34 protein-coding genes are annotated in these 21,916 nt (G+C 41.5%); 1 reads left to right on the top strand and 33 read right to left on the bottom strand.

Going from position 1 to position 21,916, the window contains the following annotated elements; all coding sequences use genetic code 11:
• Window positions 1-9 precede the first annotated feature (9 nt).
• The 20 genes from D6855_RS14195 to D6855_RS14105 all read right to left on the bottom strand — a co-directional run bounded on the left by D6855_RS14195 (window position 10) and on the right by D6855_RS14105 (window position 13,829).
• Window positions 10-483 carry a hypothetical protein gene (locus D6855_RS14195; protein ID WP_120742239.1) on the bottom strand — a complete coding sequence of 158 codons (474 nt, stop codon included), beginning with the start codon at window positions 481-483 and terminating at the stop codon, window positions 10-12.
• A 20-nt stretch (window positions 484-503) separates the two neighbouring features.
• The gene (locus D6855_RS14190) at window positions 504-1,385 is read right to left on the bottom strand and encodes a hypothetical protein (protein ID WP_120742237.1); all 882 of its coding nucleotides are present in this window, start codon (window positions 1,383-1,385) and stop codon (window positions 504-506) included.
• Window positions 1,386-1,610: 225 nt separating this feature from the next.
• On the bottom strand, window positions 1,611-2,123 hold the full coding sequence (locus D6855_RS16720; protein ID WP_158589549.1) for a hypothetical protein: 513 nt from the start codon (window positions 2,121-2,123) through the stop codon (window positions 1,611-1,613).
• Between the two features lie 19 nt (window positions 2,124-2,142).
• The gene (locus D6855_RS14185; protein WP_120742235.1) at window positions 2,143-2,436 is read right to left on the bottom strand and encodes a hypothetical protein; all 294 of its coding nucleotides are present in this window, start codon (window positions 2,434-2,436) and stop codon (window positions 2,143-2,145) included.
• A gap of 3 nt (window positions 2,437-2,439) precedes the next feature.
• Window positions 2,440-3,483, bottom strand: a complete 1,044-nt coding sequence (locus tag D6855_RS14180; protein WP_158589548.1) for a DUF6017 domain-containing protein — start codon at window positions 3,481-3,483, stop codon at window positions 2,440-2,442.
• 20 nt (window positions 3,484-3,503) lie between these two features.
• Window positions 3,504-3,899, bottom strand: coding sequence for a replication initiator protein A (locus D6855_RS14175; RefSeq protein ID WP_120742231.1), 396 nt, complete (start codon window positions 3,897-3,899; stop codon window positions 3,504-3,506).
• Window positions 3,889-4,806 (bottom strand): ParB/RepB/Spo0J family partition protein, encoded by a 918-nt coding sequence (locus D6855_RS14170; RefSeq protein ID WP_120742229.1) that lies wholly within the window; start codon window positions 4,804-4,806, stop codon window positions 3,889-3,891. Before D6855_RS14170 ends, D6855_RS14175 begins: the two co-directional genes overlap by 11 nt.
• Before the next feature lie 17 nt (window positions 4,807-4,823).
• Window positions 4,824-5,606: a ParA family protein gene (locus D6855_RS14165; protein WP_120742227.1), complete on the bottom strand. Its 783-nt coding sequence runs from the start codon at window positions 5,604-5,606 to the stop codon at window positions 4,824-4,826.
• On the bottom strand, window positions 5,594-5,845 hold the full coding sequence (locus D6855_RS14160) for a DUF6462 family protein (protein ID WP_120742225.1): 252 nt from the start codon (window positions 5,843-5,845) through the stop codon (window positions 5,594-5,596). Before D6855_RS14160 ends, D6855_RS14165 begins: the two co-directional genes overlap by 13 nt.
• Before the next feature lie 3 nt (window positions 5,846-5,848).
• Window positions 5,849-6,208, bottom strand: a complete 360-nt coding sequence (locus D6855_RS14155) for a DUF6462 family protein (RefSeq protein ID WP_243111960.1) — start codon at window positions 6,206-6,208, stop codon at window positions 5,849-5,851.
• 616 nt (window positions 6,209-6,824) lie between these two features.
• A complete protein-coding gene (locus D6855_RS14150) occupies window positions 6,825-8,066 on the bottom strand; it encodes a tyrosine-type recombinase/integrase (protein WP_092059795.1) in 1,242 nt (413 codons plus the stop codon).
• A 152-nt stretch (window positions 8,067-8,218) separates the two neighbouring features.
• Window positions 8,219-8,449, bottom strand: coding sequence for a DUF6462 family protein (locus D6855_RS14145; protein WP_120742223.1), 231 nt, complete (start codon window positions 8,447-8,449; stop codon window positions 8,219-8,221).
• Window positions 8,416-9,012: a sigma-70 family RNA polymerase sigma factor gene (locus D6855_RS14140; protein ID WP_120742221.1), complete on the bottom strand. Its 597-nt coding sequence runs from the start codon at window positions 9,010-9,012 to the stop codon at window positions 8,416-8,418. The genes D6855_RS14145 and D6855_RS14140 overlap by 34 nt, the downstream gene beginning before the upstream one ends.
• Before the next feature lie 76 nt (window positions 9,013-9,088).
• The gene (locus tag D6855_RS14135) at window positions 9,089-9,301 is read right to left on the bottom strand and encodes a helix-turn-helix domain-containing protein (RefSeq protein ID WP_120742220.1); all 213 of its coding nucleotides are present in this window, start codon (window positions 9,299-9,301) and stop codon (window positions 9,089-9,091) included.
• A 140-nt stretch (window positions 9,302-9,441) separates the two neighbouring features.
• Window positions 9,442-9,792, bottom strand: coding sequence for a helix-turn-helix domain-containing protein (locus tag D6855_RS14130; RefSeq protein ID WP_120742218.1), 351 nt, complete (start codon window positions 9,790-9,792; stop codon window positions 9,442-9,444).
• Window positions 9,793-10,112: 320 nt separating this feature from the next.
• Window positions 10,113-10,334: a hypothetical protein gene (locus tag D6855_RS14125; protein ID WP_120742216.1), complete on the bottom strand. Its 222-nt coding sequence runs from the start codon at window positions 10,332-10,334 to the stop codon at window positions 10,113-10,115.
• 182 nt (window positions 10,335-10,516) lie between these two features.
• Complete coding sequence (locus D6855_RS14120; RefSeq protein ID WP_120742214.1) at window positions 10,517-11,161, bottom strand: hypothetical protein; 645 nt, start codon at window positions 11,159-11,161, stop codon at window positions 10,517-10,519.
• A 174-nt stretch (window positions 11,162-11,335) separates the two neighbouring features.
• On the bottom strand, window positions 11,336-12,034 hold the full coding sequence (locus tag D6855_RS14115; protein WP_120742212.1) for a hypothetical protein: 699 nt from the start codon (window positions 12,032-12,034) through the stop codon (window positions 11,336-11,338).
• A gap of 90 nt (window positions 12,035-12,124) precedes the next feature.
• A complete protein-coding gene (locus tag D6855_RS14110; protein WP_120742210.1) occupies window positions 12,125-12,493 on the bottom strand; it encodes a helix-turn-helix domain-containing protein in 369 nt (122 codons plus the stop codon).
• Window positions 12,494-12,941: 448 nt separating this feature from the next.
• Window positions 12,942-13,829, bottom strand: a complete 888-nt coding sequence (locus D6855_RS14105) for a DUF6591 domain-containing protein (protein ID WP_120742208.1) — start codon at window positions 13,827-13,829, stop codon at window positions 12,942-12,944.
• On the opposite strand from D6855_RS14105, the gene D6855_RS16960 reads away from it, so the two are divergent.
• Window positions 13,728-14,210, top strand: coding sequence for a helix-turn-helix transcriptional regulator (locus tag D6855_RS16960; RefSeq protein WP_243111956.1), 483 nt, complete (start codon window positions 13,728-13,730; stop codon window positions 14,208-14,210). The genes D6855_RS14105 and D6855_RS16960 overlap by 102 nt on opposite strands.
• A 51-nt stretch (window positions 14,211-14,261) precedes the next feature.
• Here the strand turns inward: D6855_RS16960 and D6855_RS14095 are convergent, their stop codons facing one another.
• From D6855_RS14095 to D6855_RS14035, 13 genes are all read right to left on the bottom strand, one after another.
• Window positions 14,262-14,498 carry a GlsB/YeaQ/YmgE family stress response membrane protein gene (locus D6855_RS14095; RefSeq protein WP_120742204.1) on the bottom strand — a complete coding sequence of 79 codons (237 nt, stop codon included), beginning with the start codon at window positions 14,496-14,498 and terminating at the stop codon, window positions 14,262-14,264.
• A gap of 28 nt (window positions 14,499-14,526) precedes the next feature.
• Window positions 14,527-14,709 (bottom strand): DUF6440 family protein, encoded by a 183-nt coding sequence (locus D6855_RS14090; protein ID WP_120742202.1) that lies wholly within the window; start codon window positions 14,707-14,709, stop codon window positions 14,527-14,529.
• Between the two features lie 18 nt (window positions 14,710-14,727).
• Complete coding sequence (locus D6855_RS14085; protein WP_242826472.1) at window positions 14,728-14,892, bottom strand: hypothetical protein; 165 nt, start codon at window positions 14,890-14,892, stop codon at window positions 14,728-14,730.
• Between the two features lie 252 nt (window positions 14,893-15,144).
• Window positions 15,145-15,873, bottom strand: a complete 729-nt coding sequence (locus D6855_RS14080; protein WP_120742200.1) for a MerR family transcriptional regulator — start codon at window positions 15,871-15,873, stop codon at window positions 15,145-15,147.
• Window positions 15,874-15,977: 104 nt separating this feature from the next.
• Window positions 15,978-16,406 (bottom strand): SWIM zinc finger family protein, encoded by a 429-nt coding sequence (locus D6855_RS14075; RefSeq protein WP_120742198.1) that lies wholly within the window; start codon window positions 16,404-16,406, stop codon window positions 15,978-15,980.
• A 27-nt stretch (window positions 16,407-16,433) separates the two neighbouring features.
• Window positions 16,434-16,769, bottom strand: coding sequence for a hypothetical protein (locus D6855_RS14070; RefSeq protein ID WP_120742196.1), 336 nt, complete (start codon window positions 16,767-16,769; stop codon window positions 16,434-16,436).
• A gap of 173 nt (window positions 16,770-16,942) precedes the next feature.
• A complete protein-coding gene (locus D6855_RS14065; RefSeq protein WP_120742414.1) occupies window positions 16,943-17,503 on the bottom strand; it encodes a flavin reductase family protein in 561 nt (186 codons plus the stop codon).
• 16 nt (window positions 17,504-17,519) lie between these two features.
• Window positions 17,520-18,143 carry a DUF1349 domain-containing protein gene (locus tag D6855_RS14060; RefSeq protein ID WP_120742194.1) on the bottom strand — a complete coding sequence of 208 codons (624 nt, stop codon included), beginning with the start codon at window positions 18,141-18,143 and terminating at the stop codon, window positions 17,520-17,522.
• A gap of 13 nt (window positions 18,144-18,156) precedes the next feature.
• Window positions 18,157-19,395 carry an immunoglobulin-like domain-containing protein gene (locus D6855_RS14055; RefSeq protein WP_120742192.1) on the bottom strand — a complete coding sequence of 413 codons (1,239 nt, stop codon included), beginning with the start codon at window positions 19,393-19,395 and terminating at the stop codon, window positions 18,157-18,159.
• Window positions 19,396-19,420: 25 nt separating this feature from the next.
• Window positions 19,421-20,302 (bottom strand): hypothetical protein, encoded by an 882-nt coding sequence (locus tag D6855_RS14050; protein WP_120742190.1) that lies wholly within the window; start codon window positions 20,300-20,302, stop codon window positions 19,421-19,423.
• 1 nt (window position 20,303) lies between these two features.
• Window positions 20,304-20,489, bottom strand: a complete 186-nt coding sequence (locus tag D6855_RS14045) for a hypothetical protein (protein ID WP_243111954.1) — start codon at window positions 20,487-20,489, stop codon at window positions 20,304-20,306.
• A complete protein-coding gene (locus D6855_RS14040; protein ID WP_120742412.1) occupies window positions 20,467-21,198 on the bottom strand; it encodes an AAA family ATPase in 732 nt (243 codons plus the stop codon). The genes D6855_RS14045 and D6855_RS14040 overlap by 23 nt, the downstream gene beginning before the upstream one ends.
• 270 nt (window positions 21,199-21,468) lie before the next feature.
• On the bottom strand, window positions 21,469-21,912 hold the full coding sequence (locus tag D6855_RS14035) for a flavodoxin family protein (RefSeq protein ID WP_120742186.1): 444 nt from the start codon (window positions 21,910-21,912) through the stop codon (window positions 21,469-21,471).
• Window positions 21,913-21,916: the final 4 nt, after the last annotated feature.

The following is a 21,916-nucleotide window of genomic DNA, read 5'->3' as shown; positions in this document are numbered from 1 at the left end:
AACTGTAATTCACTGATTGTTTTTATAAAAATCAAAATCAAAATAATGTCTCTTATCATGAACCAGCGTTTCTCCAATCGTACCAGCTTCACACTTGTTCACTGGAATCGCATTTGCTCCATCAAGGCAAGCCAAAGACCCCATATATACCGAATACGAATGCTCATCAAATTGAATAGCCATCCAATATGGTTCAGCATCATACTTTTTTGCTGTGGTAGCTGCCTTTTCATATGCATTAGTTCCCAGTCCATACCTTGAATTAAGTTTCCCGTCAAGCTGGTACTTATTCCTGGCTTTCACGCTAATGACATACTTCTTAGCACCCTTTTCACAGTAAATGTCTGCAAATGCTTCATTCATATGAACATCATTTAGATTTCGTATCTTATCAAACTCAGCATCTACGAGTGCCTTTATAGCAAATAATTCTCCTAATTCTCCAAGAGATTTCTTACGAGCAGCCTCTTTTTTCTCATCCATGACAGTACCTCTGTTATTATTTACTCTTCAAAATTATTCTTTATATTTTCCGGAACATCAATTGAATCAATATACTCCAGTACTTTACCTGTAATAGTCCTTGGAGAACGTATTGTGCCTTTTACTCCATGTTCAGCTAACGCTCCAAATCCAAATAAATCAGATTCTACAAATTCTGCCAGAACAGTCAGCTGCATAGTAGTTTCATAAAAAGGCTCATATTCATACTCAAGCTCATAATCTTCAATACCAATAATATATTTTCTGTCGTCTATCTCTGTATGTGGTAAATCAGCTTTTACAACTTTACATTTCAAGCGTATCTTTTGATCAGGCAAGCCAAAATAGATATAAACAATGTCATCTACCTTAAATTTGCAGTTATACTGCTTCCAGTCCAACGTTCTCATTTCGCCAAATGCCCGAATCGTATCAAATCCTGCATTTGCAGAAACTACCCATTTCATAGGTCCACGCTCTTCAGCGCTTTTCTTAGGAATCCTCGCTCTCGTATGCTTTTCCGCTGTTAATCTTATATCAGTTTTATTTACTGAACGCTCCACACTCGCCACGTTTAGAGAGTTCATTTTAAGAATATTTATAACCTTCTGGAGCTCTTCTACCTCAAAAGGCACTTTATACGGCCTTTTTTCATCGTCTGTATCATAATATGGCTTATCCAATGCAGAACACAAGCGGTTCATGTCCACCTCATCCTCAGCACACAGAACAACATATCCATTTATACCATCAGCTTCTCCCTGCAGGTATCTTACCGATGATCTGCTTCCCAAGATTACATAAGCCTCTGACAGCTCCAGTTCAGATTTATCTGTAAGAATGCGCACTCCTGCATCTCTCATTTGCTGAACCATTGCTCCAAAATCAATATCATTTGCCATGTATTTATCCCCTTTCTCATTTTGAAAATCGGATAATCCCACATATACTATTTTATTACTAACAGAACAATAATTGTTGAAATTCCAACCATTTTAATAATAGTTTTAGAAAAACCGACATCCCGCAATCGCTTATATATCCACATTTTATCAAAAGCGATGTGCAAATAAATGCACACCGCTCTATACAAAAATATACATATAAAGAATATACGCCATAATCTTTTATGCAGCCATTGTCTCCTGCCGCCTATAGCAGAGTTCATATAGTTCAAATGCCAGAGCTTCTGCAGCTTTGAAGTCCTTTATCTTTTGGCCTCTGACCTGCCATAACCTGTATTTATCACAATATATCCCCCAACTATCATATCTCCCTTTCACAAGAGTAATGTATGTTCCCTTATATTTCTTGCTATATGAGCCCTTTAACGAATTATACTTCCAGGGCTTCTTCAGAAAATTCTTCTTTCGAAGAAGCTTGTTTTTCAAAGCATTCTCAGCCTTTCTTGGATTCTCATAATCCCCGGACATCCTCTCTGCGCATACACAGCCTACTCTCAGTTCCCTGAAATAATTATCATGCTTCATGATATGCACATATCGGATCTTCTCATTTCCGCACATTTCACACTGCTCGTATTCAATTTCATCACTGGATGAGTTTTCATCCCCAACATCAATTACTCCCACACATTTCCAACCTTTTTGCGGTACTCCCTTAACATCCCATAAGTTCATCACAATTCCCCCCTCTCCGTCATGAAGCCAGTATATTGCTGAGTTTGTCTGTAATATCCTCTATCGCAACACCCACTGCAACCGCGCCAAATGTCAGAAGAAATGCTGCAAACGAGAATACAACCCCCATAAACACTGCATCCCACATTTTCATGCTAATGTACATCACGATTATTATCAGCATGAGCAGGTAGAACAGGCCTAAGATCACGCAACCTATCTTGGACAGGACACCTACCCAGCTCTTGATAAAGCACATGATCAGAAACAGTGGGAAAAGTACTACTTTCATCAAAAGTTTTAATAACATCATCTTTCATCCCTCCATCAATCCATCAAAATCATCTCTGGTTACTGTAAAATTACTGACTTGATCCTCTTGGATCTTTGCTTCAAACTCAGCATCGGCAGTTATTGAGACGTTGTAGAGCATAGCCAGAAGATACGCCCTGGAATTGTGTGGGCGTTTTGTCAGCTCACCCCATTTGCCAATGACAGTTTCTAACTTGGACGAAGTAAGCCTCATAAGCCGTCCCTTGACCATATTTGTGGGCCTGTCCTCGCCAGCAACCTTCATAGTCGGCCTATTTGAAGTCAGTACATCAACCAGCAAATCCTCAATGCCTCGTATTTTTCCCTCATCAGCCGGAAAGCATTCACAGAGATAGTCGGTACCAATGTTTTCTCTGACATAGAGTCTTGAAGCTGTTTCATCGTCACTCAATCTCATTGCATCAATCTTTACCGACATAGTGTTACTGGGATAGATACGGATGAGATTATTATTATAATTATTTTTATTATTATTATTTTTATTAATGCGTCCCAATTCTTGGTATTCTGTAGCACCAAGATCAGAGACTCCTGAATCCCTATTTTCACTATCGATATCCAATTTTTGGTATTCAGAATTATTCTCTTTTTTACTTGAATCCCTAATTTTGAATTTCTGAACATTTTCCAAGTTTTGGTTTTCACGTCCATTTGATTTCACATTTTGCTCAGCTTCAACAATCCTCATGACATAAATACGTGATGGTCTGCCCTGCCCCATTTTCACCCGTTCAATAAGACCAATTCCTTTGTCTGTATCAAGTTCATCAAAGAGCTTATAAACTGTATTTTTGCTAAGGCCTGTAGCTTCGTGAACATCCTCCCAATCGTAGAAGATATAAGTCTTTCCATCCTTATCAACAAGATTGTTCACTGCAGAAAGCTTCATTCTATCCAACATCAATCCATACACATATCTGGCATTCACAGATATTTTGTTCAATTCCGGATCAGTATTAAAGCATTTGGGAATTACCATATAGCAGTTTGATGCCGGCTCCCTTCCGTTAAAATACTCAAATTTCATTTTGCTTCTTCTCCCCTTTCTCATTCCAGAGATGCAATTTTTGCACCTCTGGAATCACTTTCTTCATCTTTGTAGATAAAATTCTTAACGTAATATATATTTGGTCTCCCTTGGCCTCTGATAACGATATCGATAATACCTATCGCCTCAAGCTGCTTTAATGATAAGCTGATAGTCCTTGTAGAAAGCCCTATATCCTTGCTCATCTGATCAAGCGGATATATCACGTAAAGTCTGCCTTCTTCATCTCTCCAGCCATTTCTGTTAGCCATCTTTATTCTCTGTAGCAATAATCCGTAAACAACTTTTGCTTCTATAGATAGTGGTTCAAATGCTTCATCTATAAACATGAGCAGTGGTATTTCAACCATGGCATATTGAAATGCCTGCCGTCCGTAATGATAATCAAGTTTCATCTGCCATTTCCTCCTGTTCTTCCTTCCATCTTGATAGAAGCTCCAAAATTATTTTTTCACGCTCTTTTGAAGCCATATGAGAAGGGAAGTACTTATTTAATTTTCTTTCTGACAACGAAACCTTTCCGTTTGTCTTAGGTTCCGGTAACGCTCCATTCATGACCTGAATAATTGAGTACTGAGTCATATTCTCAAGGTTCTTCTGTTCTTTAAGTGCCTCAATCTGTTCTGGTCTTAAGATACCGTTTTCTTTTCTGTACTCGTAAATCCACTGCTGTACATCTTTATCAAAATAAGAAATATCAACTCCCATAATTATTGAAACTTGTTTTTCATCAACCATCTGAAGAAGCTCCGGTATAAGCTCAGTCAATCTTATATATTTTTTTACTTGAGATTTTCCCATCCCAAATTCTTCTCCAACTATTGCGGCAGTTTCCGACTTCCGCCACTGAGTGGCGGAAGTTAAATCCGTACGTGTTCCTTGCCTTCTCATAACATCCATTTTCATCTTCATGGCAAAAGCTCTTTCACTTGGAAGAATTTCCTCTCGCTGAACATTGCTGTCTACCATTACAATCGTGGCTTCATCATCTGACATTTCTCTTACTATTGCTGGTAGTTCCTCTAGTCCAATTAACAAAGCGGCATGCATTCTTCTATGCCCTGAAATCATTTCGTAACCACCTTTGTTATCAGGCCTTACCAGGACCGGAGAAAGAATCCCGTTGAGTTTGATGCTTTCAACAAGTTCTTCCATTTTTTCATCATCAACCACTTTGAAAGGATGATCCTTAAAAGGATGGATCTTATCTATCTTTATTTCTTCTGTGCCATCTTTAAATGTTGGAGCCCCAAGAAGCTCATCCACCGATTCAAAATGTATTTTTTCTCTTTTAACAGCCATGTCTGATTACCCCCAATTCATGAATTCTCTGCGACAAAATCTGTAAGTTCCATGTAAGCGCCAGCAACTTTTCCCTTTGGATCATATTCGTAAATGCTCTTGCTCATGGCAGATACCTCAGTTGCCCTGATTGATAACGGTATCTCTGTAGGAAGAACACGAAGGCTCTTACCATATACCTCATTTACCTCTGCAATAATCTCTTTGGCATAATTTGTTCTCTTATCGACCATTGTTAAGAGGATTCCTTCAATTTCCAACCTTGAATTGAGCCTACGCTTTACTGTGTAGATGGTCTTTAGAAGCGCCTGAAGGCCTTTTACAGGGAGAAATGCTGCCTGTACTGGAATAAGTACTGTATCTGCGCATGCCAGGGCATTTACTGTCATTACGCCAAGCGATGGCATACAGTCCAAAATAATGTATGAATACTTGTCCTTGATCTGCTCCACATAGTCTCTCAAAACAAGTTCTCTGCTCATAACATTTACCAATGAGACCTCTGCAGCTGAAAGTCCAATGTTTGAAGGAAGGAGATCCACATTCTCACTGTGATGGATGATTGCGAAATCCTCAGGAATATCTTCCTCATTTACAATCTTTTCGATTACATCAACAATAGTGAGTTCAAGATTGTCTGGTTCCCTATAACCCATACAGATTGTCAGACTACCCTGTGGATCGTTATCTACTAAAAGTATCTTATGTCCCTTGTTCGCAAGACCTATTCCTAAATTCATGGCAGTAGTGGTCTTGGCTACCCCACCTTTCTGATTTGCGATTGCAATTACCTTACACATACTTCTCTCCTCCCATCTTTTCCATGTTCTCTCAAGTATTCTTCAAATATTGACCTTTTTATCAGCACTTTCTTATGAAGCTTGTAGAATGCACCGGCTTTATCAGCCGCGTGTGTAACCGCCCTGTAGCTCATCTTGTAATAATCGATTGCCATGTTATAGGTAATAAAACTTCTCTGTGCGAACAAAAGATCTTCATCATCTATCTGATCGGAGAACATCCATATTGTTCCAAACATGTTTTAGTCCTCCCTATCTTCCAGAGTCTTTCTTTCGCGGTTACCATTCGTCTGATACATTCCTGCAGGCTGATGAAATCTCTCAAGGTACTCATCAAAAATATCTCTGTTAATAAGGACAGTTCCTTCTCTGCGGTAAATTGCTCCACACTCATCTGCCATTTCAAGAATCTTCTTGTGCTCAAGGCTGTAAACTATCTCTGCATCTTTATATCTGAGCCATTTTTTTCTTAAAGTCTGGACAACCAGTTTCTCCTGGACTACTACATTTCTGCTTAATGGTCGTACTATCTCAGCTTCATGTTCGCCCACATAATCACGGTTCTCATCAAAATACGCTCTGTCTTCTTTCTTTTTTCCCATTGATCTGTTTCCTTTCATCCTTTTTTATGCAGAAGATCTTCCGAGAAAAAAGCCAACAAAAAAGAGTTACTCTCTAGAATTTGTTTTCTAAAAAGTAACTCTTATAACCTAAAGTTATATATTCGAAAAATTGATTATCTGACTTTCAAACCTCGCACGATTGCGCATCACTGCTTACTATTTCGCACGAAAAATTTGTCATTTGTTTGTCAAAAGCGTCATCCCTTGCTTGAAATCCGCATGGATAGTGGGTTTCAGAGTTTCTGTGACTTAAGTGTTGGAATAAATGGTGATTGCTCCCCTAACTTAATCCGTACAGCTCCAAGCAAATCCTTCTGAGCTATTTTTTCTCCGTTTGACTCTACCACCGAAATCCATGGAGCACCGGATTTGTGCTGTCAACCGAGGTGCAGGCCTCCAAAAAGGTGGTCTTCGGTGGAAAGAGTACTGTTACGAACCAAATACATACAGTGCAGTCCAGATGAAGCAATTGACTACACATTTCTCTCAATCACATCTCTGTAATTGATATGAGCATTACGCTACACTCATATTATAACTCCTATGTTCTGGTTTGTCATCACCAAATTTATCCATAGAAGTCCGAACCGATACATCATGAATCACTGCGCTCCGGTCTGATGATGATCTTGCCTTCAAGGTTCATCATGACCTCCTGTTTCTTCTCTCTGGTAGCCTCAGCGTAGATGTTCATCGTAGTGGTTATGTCCGCATGGCCCATGATGGCCTGGATCACCTTGATGTTCGACTCATTCTCGCAGAGCCTGGTGCAGAAAGTGTGACGTAATATATGGGCAGAAATACTCGGGAGCAGAAAAGGCTCCCTGTTCTCATCAGCAGCCATAAGGACCTCCTCTTCATTATAAGAATCGATTGCATCGTGGATAGCACGGTTGACTGCTCCTGGATGGAGAGCCTTGTGCTCGCCGGTACAGAAAACAAATCCGGTGAATCCATCGATCTCTTCATCACAGAAACCAAGGACGCTCTGGAATTCATATTCCATCAGAAAAGCATCATATACTTCCTGGACCATCGGAATGTCCCTGGTACCTGCAGCGGTTTTCGTAGGTAGCATGCGCTTACTGCAGTCCCCAAATTCATCAGGCCTGTCGCTGAGAGTATGATTGACATGGATGATCCGATTCTGAAAATCAACACAGTCCCATCTGATCGCAAGGCACTCGCCTATACGCATGCCCGTGCCAAGAAGCACCGTGATAATCGGAAGCCATCCCCTGAATTCAGGATTGTTCCTGAATATATCCATAAAAGCCTGCTGCTCATCAATGGTAAGAGCTTTTCTGTCCGGCTTTTCCCAAAACTTGCTGCGCTTGATCTCTGCCATGACATCATCTGTCGGATTTGTCCTGATGTAGCCATCCCGAACAGCCATCTGGAATGCAGGGCGGAGAACAGTATGTACATGATCAACTGTCGTTGCCTTGAGTCCACGCTCAATGATGAGCCCGTAATAGAACTTCTTGATGTCTGAATACTTGACGTCGACAATCTTCATCTTACCAAAGTCTTCCTTGATATAGCTCTTATAGACATTAACATAAGTGCCCTTGGTAGTAACTTTGAGATTGTGCTTGGTATCAAGATAAGTCTCCACCATGCTGTTGACTGCTACATTCTTTGACTTACTGGGATCAAGGCCATCATCATAATCTCTCTTTAATTTCCTCTCAGCCTCCCTGAGTTCAACCAGTGTCTTCTTATATATAGAGTGTCTCTGTCCCATACGGTCTGTATAGGAATATACGTATCTGCCATCCTTTCTCTGGAACTCGCCTACGTACAGGTTGTAACCTCTTGAATCTTTTCTCGTCATGTTTTTCCTCCTAATAAAAAAGAGGAATAACCGGTTCATAAACACATTATAATCCGCATTATTCCTCTGTTACAATCCATTTTTATCCTGTGAGCGAAGCGCAAAACCGCATGAATACTGCCATTTGGACTTCTTTGGACAACAATGGACAATTACGATGTATAATTTGCATCACGAAAATTTTCCATGAATGCATCGAAAATCTCTGTGTTGACCAACACCCTTCTCTTAATGTGGTATATAGCTCCTGCGTCCTTAGCCATTTTCTCAAAGGTATGAAGCCCCATCGAATACAGGTCTTTTCCCTCCTTGTAAGTGACAAACTTCTTTCCGGACTTAACAGCCTCCGCTACATTAGTGATATTTGTTTTTCTTGCCGGCATTTACCGTCCCTCCTGTCTTTAGTCTGCATACAGTGAAGCATTGATAGCTTCACCTTCTTCTTTGCTCTGTGGATCTTAAGTCTTGCTGACTCCTGGGTTATCCCAAGCTCATCAGCGATCTCTGCTGCATCCTTTGCACCATTGATATATGAAGTGAAAAGAGCTTTCTCCTTTGGCTTGAGGATGCACATCTGGGTATTGAATAAGAAATAGGCCTTGCGCATATCTCGGATCACATATGCCTCATACATATAATCTATTTCGTTCTCAGTACCCTCCAGTACACCGCTTGAAAAATCACAGGTCCTCAGCGCATCCCTCGTCATGGTCTCACTGATTCCCGTATTTGCAGTCGGATCACTCGTTCCGCTTGTCTGCACCCTGACACCAAGCGCACCTCTGTCAGAGTGCCTGCTGCATGCCCTGTCAGTCTCAATGGTATAGACAAGTCCTTCTATCCGGCTGTCTAACATTCCCAGGAAAGAAGGATAGTTTCTGCAGATAATATCGACCTTCCCTCCTGCATCCGCTGCAGCATAATCATCTACTAATTGAATTGCCATGAAGCACCTCCTTAATATATGTAGATTCTCAACTTTTTTCCTACATCCGGTTTCAAGGAGTGTGTTCTCTACTTAGTTAGTAAGTACCGTCAAAAAAGCATTTCGGACTCAGCTCCAGGACGTTTGCCATATCCAGGAAAAGAGACATCTTTATATCCGTTCTTCCTGTCTCGCAGTTAGCCACTATCTGTCTGCTCACATACAGCTTTTCAGCAAACTTTTCCTGGCTTAGCTTAAGCTCCCTTCTTCTGATTCTGATCTTTTCTCCCAATGTTTTTTCTGCCATCATCTTACTGGCCTGCCATGATCATGAACTGTCCTTTCCTTGTTTTTTACGCGCGTATCGTCTTAAGACTCTTCCATCATAAGGCTGCAACCCGCATAAACACTAGAACTGAGCTGTATACTCGGTATGCAATCTGTATACCGTCATCTGTCAAGCAGAGCCAGCGCCTTTAGCTGGGCAACGGCAACTGCCCTTACCTCCGCGCTCTTAAGGTTTGAATAAAGCTTTTCAATTTCTTCAACTCCGGCTTCCTGAAGGGTATTAACGTGAACTTCATCAACTCCCTTAAGGATCCAATCAGTAGATACCTGGAACCTCTCGGAATACTTGAGAAGAACATCGATAGGCAGTGTCCTTGTCTCCCTCTCATAGGCAGATATAACGCTCTTGTTTGATAAAAAGAACTCTGCAGCCAGTTCCTTCTGACCGATGCCGCTTGCTTCACGAAGCTCCCTGATCCTTCCTCCGATTGTTTCTGTGTTTCTTATTTCCATTTCATTCTCCTTTTCCGGAGTCTGAAAACGGAAACACAACCTGCCCAGAGCTATTTGTCTGCACAGAAAAAGGAACCTGCAAAACGGTAATGAAATAAAACCATAATTGATATGGTTGCATTTCCGTTTTGCAGACTCCTTAGTGCTATTGTTTAAGCATATTCAGCTCTGGGCAAACTCTTGGCACATGCGCGGAACTCTTTCGACTTACTTTCCCGTGGTCTTGGCAAAAGAGATATAGCCTCCCCTTTACATGATGCGATTCAGTTCTTCGTTCACATGTGCCTCATACATATTTAGTTGTACCGGCTTCTCTATACTTAGTCGTGTCTTCTCTCATTCCTTGCCGCAATGTATGACCTGAGCGGCTCACCATATTCCGGACAATCTGAAACATCTGTAACTGTGACTTTTCCATACTTAGCCTTAACATACATCATCCTCCCGCACTCAGGGCATGGAATGTAGCCTTGAACAAATCCCACTGCCATCATCGGGGTACCATCATATACACATGATGCAACATAAAGATCCTTTACCATAACTTTTAATCAACCTCCAAAAACTATTCTTCATTCTGCGCAGCAGTATAATCCTATCACCAAAAATCCAACCGCGAGTCCAGCTTTAATCCTCTCTTTGTCTCTTCATAGTCCAGCGAAAGTCTATAACAAAAAAATCCAACCCGAAGCATAAAGCTTTGGATTGGACTTCGTATATATTATCAGGCCACACCACTATCCTTGTTATTTCTGTCTTCTCTTGGAGGGACAATCCCCTTTTCTATATCCTCCTGTTCACGCCTCTTGGCATATACCCACATGATCACTGCAAAAAGTGTAATGGCATCCTTTTTCTTCTTATAATAAGTGCTCCTCTTTATGAAAAGCATCTCCATCACCTGGTCATCTGTTTTAATTGTATTTCTTCCCCTGAGATAAAGCTCATAGATAATCGTCCTAAGCATGATACCTTCAGTCAGTTCATCTTCCCCGGGGATGAACTCTCTTCCAAGGTTACTGCCATCAAGCATCTTTTCCATCTGATCCAGAACCATGTTTGCTTTCTCATCAAACCATGGTGCCCTGACCACTTCCCAGATAAAACTTCTGTACTCCTGATCCCGGTCCCAGTTATCTCCCATCTTCTCAGCAAGATACATGTACCAGCGTCTTATGTGCTGCTTCTGGTGCTTAATATACTCAGGATCATCATTCTGCTTTTCCTGTGCAGCCAGTGCCTGCCCATCTACTCTCCTGCAGAGCAGATCTTTTGCAAAAGTATGAGCATCTTCATACCTGAATCCTTCACGTTCACAAATCTCCAGCGCCAGCACGTGCGCTGTTATAATATTTCCCTTTTTATTCATACGCCCTCCTAATTAAGAAACTCTTGGCTTAACGACTGGTTACAAAATGCACAGATGCTAGCACTCTGTGCCTCCGGTAACATACTTTACCATAATCCATAGAAATCCATATCCGAAGTTTTTCCGCACGGAATCCGTAGAGTTTCTTAACAGGCATACCTCAATTGCTGATATTTACTGCTTTACACCATCTTTCTTTTTCCGCAATTTTGCAGATTGTTTTTTAGGCTTCTTTGGGTCCTGATTTTTCTGTTTTTTATGCGGTTCAAAATAATTCAGAAAGTATTCTGACTGGTCCCTTTTGCCAGGGATATTGTCGGGGTAGATATCATGGTATTCCACAATACGCTTGGCCATATCTTCATATTCCATATTCTTGGCATGCATCCACGCTTCTATTCCTATAAGAGTCACCGCTTCTTTATGCTTGTCGCTAAAGCAGGAGCTTCCCATCCCAAGTTCAATGGCCACATCAATCTGCCTCTCCCCCGGAGCCGCATTAAAATAGCATCTTTCTATGAGTTTTCTGTATGTCCGACCGTCATTAAAGAGCGTCAGAATGCCAACAGCAAAATCTATCAGATCGTCAAACCACGCTGTATCCATAGCATCTTCCACCAGCTTCTCCATCTCCTCCTTATTCTTATCAAGAGGCTTCCAGAACAAATCCAGGAAACGTCTCCGCAGCTGTCTTCTTTCCATATCTGTCTCTTTCTTAGATTTCATACGAGGCGGAGATTGCTTCCTATGCCATTTGTATGATCTAAACTTTTTGAACATAAGCATGGCTTTCTTATAAACATCATTTGGGTCATCAAATCCTTCTGCTCTGCATATTGTAACAATATCTCTCCAATTAGCTGATGCTGGCATCGCAATCCCTCCTTTCGAATGCCGGTATATGAACCATATATAAAAAAGCAGGAAGCATCAGGTGTTATCCCCAATCTTCCTGCAAGCACACTATTTATTCTTTTCCAAATATCTCCTGCTCATCTCATCAGAAATAAGCTTTCCATACATAGTAAGTCGAAAATCACTTACTGTATGGATATGGTTTTCAAGCAGCTCCTCCAGCTTAATCCCCAGCAACAATTCATCAACTGAAATCTTATAATTCAGAACAAGATCAACCAAAACCTCAAATGGGATCCTTGTGACTCCCTTTTCATAATTGGCATATGACTGAACAGATTTTCCCAAGCCTTCCGCCATCTTTTCCTGTGTCAGTTTAAGCTCTTTTCTCTTAGATCTGAGTCTGTCACCAACATCAATATCAATTTGTCGACGTACTTTTGGCTTTTTCGCTGCCTTCTGAGTTTTTTTCTTCACTGTCTTTCCCTACTTTCCTATATTTTATGATACGAGCACCAGGGCTCATTTCCCATAAAATAGGTATATAGAAAAGAGTGAAAAACCTATAATAACTCTATAGGTTTGCAAAACAATGATTATGGTTAACTGTATATTTTCTGCATAATCAATCCTTATAACCTATATTTCTGTGACAGCTTTCCGAATTTCTTTCCTCAAATTTCTTTCACATCTTTCACATCTATAAAATACACCATTACGTGTCCTATATATCTCTCTTAATAAATCCAGTATTCATCATTGTTTCAAGGCTCTGCTTCCATTTTCATACATCAATGTCAGTAGATATGCCTATTCCAGAAACACTGTTTTTAAGCAACAGAAAAGAGCCCTAAAACACGCGGTTTTGGAGCTCTTCCAATCCTATATGTGCCAATATTGCCTGCCTTCGTCTCTTTCAGTTTTATCAATACGCTTCCAGCATCTTCTGGGCACATCTTGTAGTAACCTCAATGTAATACTTGTAGTCCTCTGTAGACATGCTGTCCGAATCATACTTATCAATCTTATCCGCGAAGTCGGCGTATTTCTGCATCATTGCACCATACTCGCCCAGCATGGAAACCATGTTGTTAGGATCAGAATTATACTTCTTCATAAAATCGACGTACTCATCTACAAACTCTTCATAACTATCAAGAAATTCTTTCAAATCAGGATCCACACCATTGGTCTGCTCTTTCTCCTTAGGCTGTTCTTCCTGCTTCTCATCTACTTTCTCTGTAGAAGCCTTTTTCTCTTCATTAACAGCAGATGCTTCCTCTTTTGTTTCTGTCTGGTTTACAGCAATATCCTCCGTCTTTTCCTTAACAGCTATCTCTTCTTTCTCCTTTATTGTAGTGCTTGAAGCTTTCTCTTCAGGCGGTATTGTGAAAAGCCCATACTTCTTTGCCTGACCAACTCCTGCAAACAGGCAGATGGCGGCAAGGATAAGTGCGATAATCGTAAATCCCTTGAGTTTATATTTCTTATTAAGGCAGAATATTGCTCCTGCAATAATTCCCGCTGACAGAATGATTGTCAAAATTGCCGGATCAGAACTAAAGTCTAACACAGCAAGTATCAGAAGAATTATTCCAAAAAACTTTCCAAACTTATCTGTTCCCGATGCCTGTGGTTCTTGAACTGGTGGCTGCACAGTATACATATTCTGTTGAGGGCCAACAGGTTCCCTATTCTGTAGCTGAACATTTTGCACTTCTGCAACTCTATCTGGTGTAACACTGCTTCCCACCTGTGTTCCACAATTAGGACAGAACTTTGTTCCATCAGGGATTTCATTTCCACAATTCATACAAAAAGTGATGAGTATATCGACATTGAATTAAAAGATTATTCAAGAGAAGAACTAGCCAGGAATTTCTCCAATGTCATCAGAGAAACCCGCCTATTATTTGGGATGACTCAGGCAGAGCTTGCAAAGCTATCCGGGCTGCATAGGAGTACCATTGTCAAAGTTGAAGATCCGCTCCAGTCAGGAACCACTCGCCTAAGCACAATGTATGCAATAATAACAGCGCTCAAAATAAATCCTAATCGGATAATCTATCCTGAGATGATCGAACTCAACTCTCCAAAGAAGATACTCATGGACTATGTTGCGCTCTGTTCAGAGGAAGAGCTTAAATTCATAAATCCACTAATAGAGGCTTTTGTCGAAGCAAAAAACACATAAAAAAGGCGATCCATGAATCATCGTCCACAGACCGCCTTAGCCGAGTACTATTTATGTAAAGAGCTTTCTTCCAGCCCAGATACAGATGCAAGCACCTACTGTCGAAACAATAAGGCTGCCAATCATTCCTGTAGCAGTAAATCCGAGAATCTTAAACACCAGGCCTCCTACAAATCCACCGCCGATACCAAGTAGAATATTCTTGATCATTCCTGACTCTTCACTCATTAGCTTGCTTGCAAGAAGTCCAGCGATTGCACCAAGTATAAGTCCCCAGATAAGTCCCATAGCATTTCCCTCCATTCTTAATAAGTGTTTATCTATTTTCAACTGGACTGATTACCGGCTTACCCTCCCTGTCCAGCATGGGTGTAAGTCCTCCAGCATATCCACTTGCATGGAATATGTAGTTAACGCCTGTGTCCTGGTCTACCCAGATTTCTGTTACATTAACTGTTCCCTGTGAATAAACTTTTTTAAATCTTTTTCCCCCTGTCATGTCTTTGTCCTTTCATATTTAGGCTCTATCCAAAAGGCTAAAGAGCCCAACTACCAACAATACCGGCAATGCAATAGCAACAAGTCCTTTAAATACAAGCCCCACAAGAATAAGTGGAAGGAACACCAGTGTAAACATAACTTTGATGATGCTCCAGCTTGCTCTGAATGCAAAGCCAATCATTTTTCCAAAGATCCAAAAGAAAAATATGATAAAAAGCAGCGACAACATGATCCTCACCTTCCTTTCTAAAATAAAAACCATTGTCATCTGTCGCTTGTTGATGAATTCATTATATGGCTGTCACATTCAGGATTACATAATCATTTCAGCAAAAAGAAATATGTTATTTTGCTTTTTATGAAAAAGACATTCCTCCATCAAAAAAACGGTGAGCATCTACCATAGATACCCACCGCATTAAACTCTTGCCGTTTACTTACCACAATAAACCTTTATTGCCTGATATACGAATTCTGCGGTTCCTTTGCCGCCCATCTTGTCGATGTTCTCAGTGAACTCTCCGCCGCCTGCATACATCTTACCAAGGCCGTAAAGAATCTCATCGGTGCATTTATACATATTCTTGGTGATGAAATCCTGTATCTTCTTGACCTGAGCCTGAACCTCTGCGGAAGCCGGGTCCTTACTGATCATTGGCCCGAACTCCTCGAAAATCCTGGAAAAATCAGCCATCAGGCCGCTCTCGTATTCCTTGGTCCAATTCTTGCTCTTTTCCGAAAACTCTTTATACTCGGGAGTCTGCCCCCACTGCTCTTTGGCTTTCTTTGAATATTCATCAAGCTTACTACTATCAAATGCTGTAAAATCCAATCTTCTCACTCCTCTCGATTTAAGGTATTTGCACAGATTGAGCAGATTCTCAATGTGCTCCTTCTTGAGTTCCAGGAGGCCAATCTGCTGCTCCAGTGCCTTCGTTTTGTCAAAATCAGATCTGTTTATTATTTCTTTTATGTCTTTAAGTGGAAACTCCAGCTCCTTGAACAGTAAAATCTGCTGCAATTTCTCCAGTGCTGCATCGTCATACAGCCTGTATCCTGACTCTGTGTATTCTGCCGGCTTTAAGAGTCCTATCTGGTCGTAATACTGCAAGGTGCGTATACTCACTCCTGTCAGTTTACTTACTTCATTTACTGTCTTCATGGCTTTCATCTCCTTCACGTGTAAGTATAGCTTAAACCATAACGTAACGTTAGAGTCAACACTTTTTTGCAAAAAATATAGAGGTCGTAAAACCTCTATACTTCTCACCAATAATTTCTGCGTCTGTCTTCTAATTCGATCAGCGCGTCATAATAAAGCTGCTGAAGTTCAGTCTTACTTAAGCTGTTCACATAATCACGAAGTTCATCGTAATGTCGCTGCTCTTCCTCCTCTTCCTCTTTTTCCCACTCTTCCACTTGTTTGAGGAAATCCTCTGCAGCTTTAGGTTCAGCAGTGAAATAAAGAGCAATCATATGCTTACAGATTACTCTGCGTCCATCAGCAAAAGGGCAAGTACATGTAGATTTTCTAGGATGTTCCAGATCCACGTGCACATGGTAAAGCTCCGTGCCTTTTACTGTGCCATCATAAGTTGTAGTACTTGTTTTCTCTACGGACGCTACCTTTTTGTTATTGTAATAATCCATGCCGCGCCAAACTGAGTTGCCGCTTGCTATTTCTATAAGTCCCATATTATTCAGTCGCTCCCCATTTATCTGTTATGGTTCTTCCAGGTATCTGACCTCTTTGCCATGAGCTATCGCATACTCAATCTCACTCTTAGTACTGGAGCCCACATAGCCTCCAACATTTATCACATATATGGCATCCGCCATATCGATTTTCCTCTTATGCATGTCATCCAGCATCTCTTTCGTCTTGGTAAGAGTGCCCTCATCCATGTTTTCCCAGACTTCCTGATCTCCAGAATGGCCAAACAAGCCTACACTGATGACGATGTTGCCTTCAAGAGTAAGCTTCTTCTGTGCCTCCATGAACTGGTCTTTAAATCTGGTGCTCCCGCACAATGTTATTACCGGATACTTTCCCTGCATAATCTCTCCCCGTTCAAATTTAATCGGTATTTAATATAAATTTCAATGTAATTATAGTATGATAGAAACACCTCTTGTAAGGATTTTGGGATGCCCTTACATATCATAAGACAAGCCGATGCAAACCGAATTCCGGTTCCCTCGCATCGGCTTGAACTCGTTTTGGAAAAAAATCACATCAAAACCTTTCCGCTTCCCCAGGCATCGCCAACCTTCTCGCCAACAACATGATAAGCATTGTTGAAAGGATCAAAAGTAATCGGCTTAACCTTGCTTACATCAACCTTGCCATCTGTAAGAGCAGCTTCGTCCACGCTGACATTAACTATCTCACCCTTAAGAATGCAGGAATCATGATCAAAGCTCTTTACCTTGCATTCCATGCTTACAGCAAGCTCATTGATGATAGGAGCATTTACGTTAGGACTCTTTGTTGCAGTGAATCCGGCCTTAGCAAACTTATCCTCATCTTTATTACCTGAAGCCATTCCGACAAAGTCGCATGCTGCAACATGATCTGCGTCAGCCATGCTTATTGTGAAAGCTCCAGTCTTCTCGAAGTTCTTGCAGGTCTTGTGGTCAACAGAAAGACATACTGAAACCTCGTTCATCTCGCTGATTCCGCCCCATGCTGCATTCATAGCATTGGGCTTTCCATTCTCATCATATGTTCCAATGATCCAAACTGGTTGTGGGTAACTAAACGGTTTTGCTCCAAAATCTTTTCTGCTCATAATCTTAACTCCTTCTCTATACATACATAGTTCCAGCTACAGTCTCCTCATCCGGCTTCTGTCCATCATGTGCCATCCATGTACACTCTGTCAGAGCCATATTTGTAAACTCAGCGGTAAAAGAGCTGTCTTCCGGCGAACATGCATATATTCCAAATCTCACCTTGCCAGCACCCTCATGCATATGGCAAACTCTCATCTGTTTCCACTTATTTCCATCATCTGAGCACTCGATACAGTAATCATCTTCCCTGCGGCTCAGCCTATACCACATAGACTTCACTGACGCAGGAATCTCAGTAGTTGCCCAGTCAGAATAACCATGGTTGGTAACAACTGATCCAAGGTGCTGGAACTCCTCGTTCTCATACTCAATTGAGCCCTTAAGCCAGTTCTCACTATCCAGGTACATCACAACTCCGCACTGATCAAAGCGGTGATGGCTGTCAGCAAAATCTGTTTTCACCACAAAGGAAAAGAACTTCTCCTCTGTCTCCATTTGAAACACAGGAGCATTATCATTCCTGAAATGATAGTACGTCCTCTGCCACAGATCTGTATGTGGCAATGTCGTCACAGTAATCTTATTCTCTGTCACACTGTAACTCTTCGGTTCTCTGGTCCAAGTGAATTTCAACATCTCTCATTCTCCCTCATCCGGCAATTAAAAACTGTGCGCTCACAGTATACCGATTTAAACTATCCCCTTCGCTGCTGGATCCTGAATCCAAAACTGTCTTGGTTATCTTATATGTTCCAGGTTCAAGCTTTCCGTAAAGCCATTCCCAATTAGTTTCAATCTCAGCTTCACCATTCTTTGGAATACTGTAGCCGATATCAGTGAAAACTCCATTATCAATTATCATCGGAACTGCTTCCCACTTCTCACCTTCAAGCTTCTCAAGCGTGTATTCTTCTCCATATATCAGCTCGCCGGTATTCTTGTCTTCGTATTGCTTGAAATGAACAGTCAGCCCTGAGGTCGTCACATTACTAACACTCATCATGAGTCCAAGAGCCTCAACTTCAGAATCTGAAATGTACTGTCCTATTCCTCCTTCAGTCCTGCTGGTATCAAACTTAAGCGTATCCAAAATGGTATCTGCCTCTTCCCACATATGGCTTATCCAGGAATCGCAGTCTATGCTCTGGGCAACTATCTGCGGACGCTCATCGCCAAAAGTAATGAAGTCCCAGTGCTCATGATCATCATATGTGCCAACATGCGCGGTATATCCCGCTAATGTAATCTCTTCCTGGGAAAGTCCTGTTCCGCAAACACCAAAACTGTCTGAGCAAAAAAGCTCTATCTGCCCTGCATCTGCAGATTTTGGTTTTAGTATCAATCCATATAGACCATAAGTGAGCTTCCCGTCATCCACTGCAGAAATATCCGCTGTCCATCCTTCCGGAACAACTACAGACATCTCTCCATAGGGTCCGCCCACTGAAACTGTCTGCTTTTCATAAGCACTTCCTGTGGCAAAAGAGCTCCATTCGCCATAAACTCTCTCGGCTCCGTTGCCTTTAAATGCCCTTACTTTTATTCTGAAATCGAAATAATCCTGCGCACCGGTAACGTAAGAATTATCGGTAATCTCAACTGTTTCAGGTTCTCTGTATTCCTTTTCTGAATAGTACTTATTCTCCTCAGAGACTTCGTATCCTTCAGCACCCTCAACCGGATCCCACTCGAAAACAACCTCTGCACAGTCTTCTCCCGGCCTCAAAACTCCGTCTTTCACCGCAGGCACACCAAGAGTGCTGGCTTCAACCGCTTCCGGTTCACTCACTGTGCTGGAAGCAGCTCCGCTATCTTCCACTTTATTGTTTCCACAGCCTACAGCAACAATCGTCATAAGTATTAACATGGCGACGCATAATCTTTTCATACTGCTCCTCCAGTGCTTAGCGCAATCACTCATCCTCCAGATCCCAGGGGTCTATATCAAGCTCAGCCTTGATACGGGTCTGCTTGCCGTCTCTATTCTGGAATGGGAACTCAATTATTTTCTTTTCCTTTTCAGCTACCATCCCCAGCTGTTCATTGATTTCCATCTTTGCCAGCTGCTCTTCTGTATAATCATCCAGGAAAAGACAATCCGTATCCCAGAAGCATATATCAAGGTATGCACGTAGATCCTCGTAGCAGTTAACCAGATACTCAGCAGTTTCCTCAAGTTCTTCGCCTTCAAATTCTCCCTTATAAGATTCAAGAGCGGCTTTTTTTACTACACTGCGGTCGGGCTCAGGAATTCTTTCTACTGTGGTGAGTTCTTCGTCATCGTCAAAATCATCTCCAAAAAAATCATCCTCGTCATCGCCGAGATCCTCATCAAAGTCTTCATCAAAGCCATCCAGCATATCATCCTCAAGGTTATCGAAAAGCCCATCCTCAATATCCTGGTTGATCATATCCACTTCACCAATCTCGCTCTCAATAATGCTGTAGAGAACATATTCCGTTGTAAGATCCGGCACATATTCCTTCTTTGACCTGAGAAGTTTGTAAAGTCCAAAGAACTTCTTATTTGCCTTTTCCAGAGGATAATTATCCGGCAGATAAGACATGGAAACAGCTGCTGCAAATTCATCATCAAGCATAAGCTCTTTTAAATCCACCAGCTCATCAAAGCTCTTTGTAGACGCACTCTGGTCCAGTTCGCCCCTCTGCGCCATTCCCCAGACAACTTCATCGAGAATAATATCCTCCATGATCTCTAAAAGCCTGTAATTAACAAATTCAGTAATTATCTTATCAGCTTTTTCATCCCCAATACGATTAGGTAATTGAAGCATTCTACATTTCCTCCTTTGGCCACTCTGAGCCAACATCTAATCCATTCTCCGTAAGCCAGTCATCTTCCACTGACACAAATTTCTCATTACCGGCATCATCCACAAGGGTGACTGATACCTTTGGTTTCTGCCCTGGCTGCAGTTCTTCGCAGCCATAGTCTCCATCAAAAATCTTCTTTATCTTCATCACTTAACAACCTCTTTAAAAGCTGCTCCTTATTCTCTATAAACATCTTTGTAATCTGATAACTGTCTGTGTCTTCATAATCAATCGGATGAATCTGACCATCATCAAAGCTTAATATCTCCGCTCCCGGAATTCCTAACAGTATCGGAGAGTGTGTTACCATAATAAACTGTGAATCCTCTTTTGCGCAGTTTACAATCTCAAGTAAAAGAGTTAGCTGCCTCTGTGGAGACAACGCTGCTTCAGGCTCATCCAAAAGATAAATCCCCTGACCCTGGAAATTATTCTGTACCAGTTTTAGGAAGCTCTCACCATGAGACTTCTCATGGTATTGCTGCGGCACACCACCCCATTTGCTATACTCCACTTCAGCAGATGCCACATTATAAAAGCTCTCCGCTCTTAAGAAATATCCCCATTTTGGCTTTCTGATTCCTCTGGAAAGCTTAATTGCATCGCACAATTCAGAGTGCGAATCATATGTTGAAAAGCTGTAATTCTTGGTTCCGCCTTCAGGATTAAAGCCATAGTTCACAGCAATCGCTTCCAACATGGTGGACTTTCCACTACCATTTTCGCCAACAAATATCGTGATTTTATTATTAAAAGAAAGATAGTCCAGACCTTTGATTGCCTCTATCCCACGAAGGTAACTGCCTCCGTCTATCTTATCCCAGTCAATGCTTACACCTTGAATCGGTAAGCTCATTCTTTCATCTAAAAAATCCACAACGATCCCCTTGGTTGGCCTTGGTTGGTCAAATCTCGTCACAATCTTTTCACAATGTTTTAAGCTTGGATTAAAGTTCAAGTTCTATGATAAAACCATCAAGAAGAACAAAGCTTCTTGACCCCCACACACATACAACTTTTTCATAACACACATCCCTCTGGTCCACACCCAGAGGGTCCTCCCTAACACAACGCCGCTGGTTTTTTCTCATATAAAGAAGGTCAGCGGCTTCATATATGTCAGCGATTATAAATTCTTATAAAACTCCACTGCGGCCTGAAGCTCTTCCTCTGTAGGATGCCCCTTCTGAAGCCCTCCTACAATCTTGAATGGGCCAAAGGTGTCAAACCCACCACATTGGTATCTTCCTATCTCGTTGCAGTGCTTCTCTTTGGTAGCAGCCACGATGGAATTAAAGTTGTGGTTTATTGGATTACCTGCAGTTGCGATAAAAAACACATCCTTACCGGTAGGCAGATTAACCTTCGCAAAGTTGTGAAGCTGCTCTGCAAACTTCCCAAAATAGATGCCACTGGCAAATCCTATCCTATCGTATCCTGTCAGATCCACTTCATGCTTTTCAGTTACATCGATAAGCGTAACATCATTGTCATAATCGGCAATGGCATTTAGTACTTTCTTAGTATTCCCATGATGCTGGCTATAATAAACAATAGCTGTCTTTCCCATTAAC

It is taken from the genome of Butyrivibrio sp. CB08 (assembly GCF_003625485.1).
Classification (GTDB): Bacteria; Bacillota; Clostridia; order Lachnospirales; family Lachnospiraceae; genus Butyrivibrio.
This window is presented reverse-complemented; position numbering and strand designations above follow the sequence as displayed.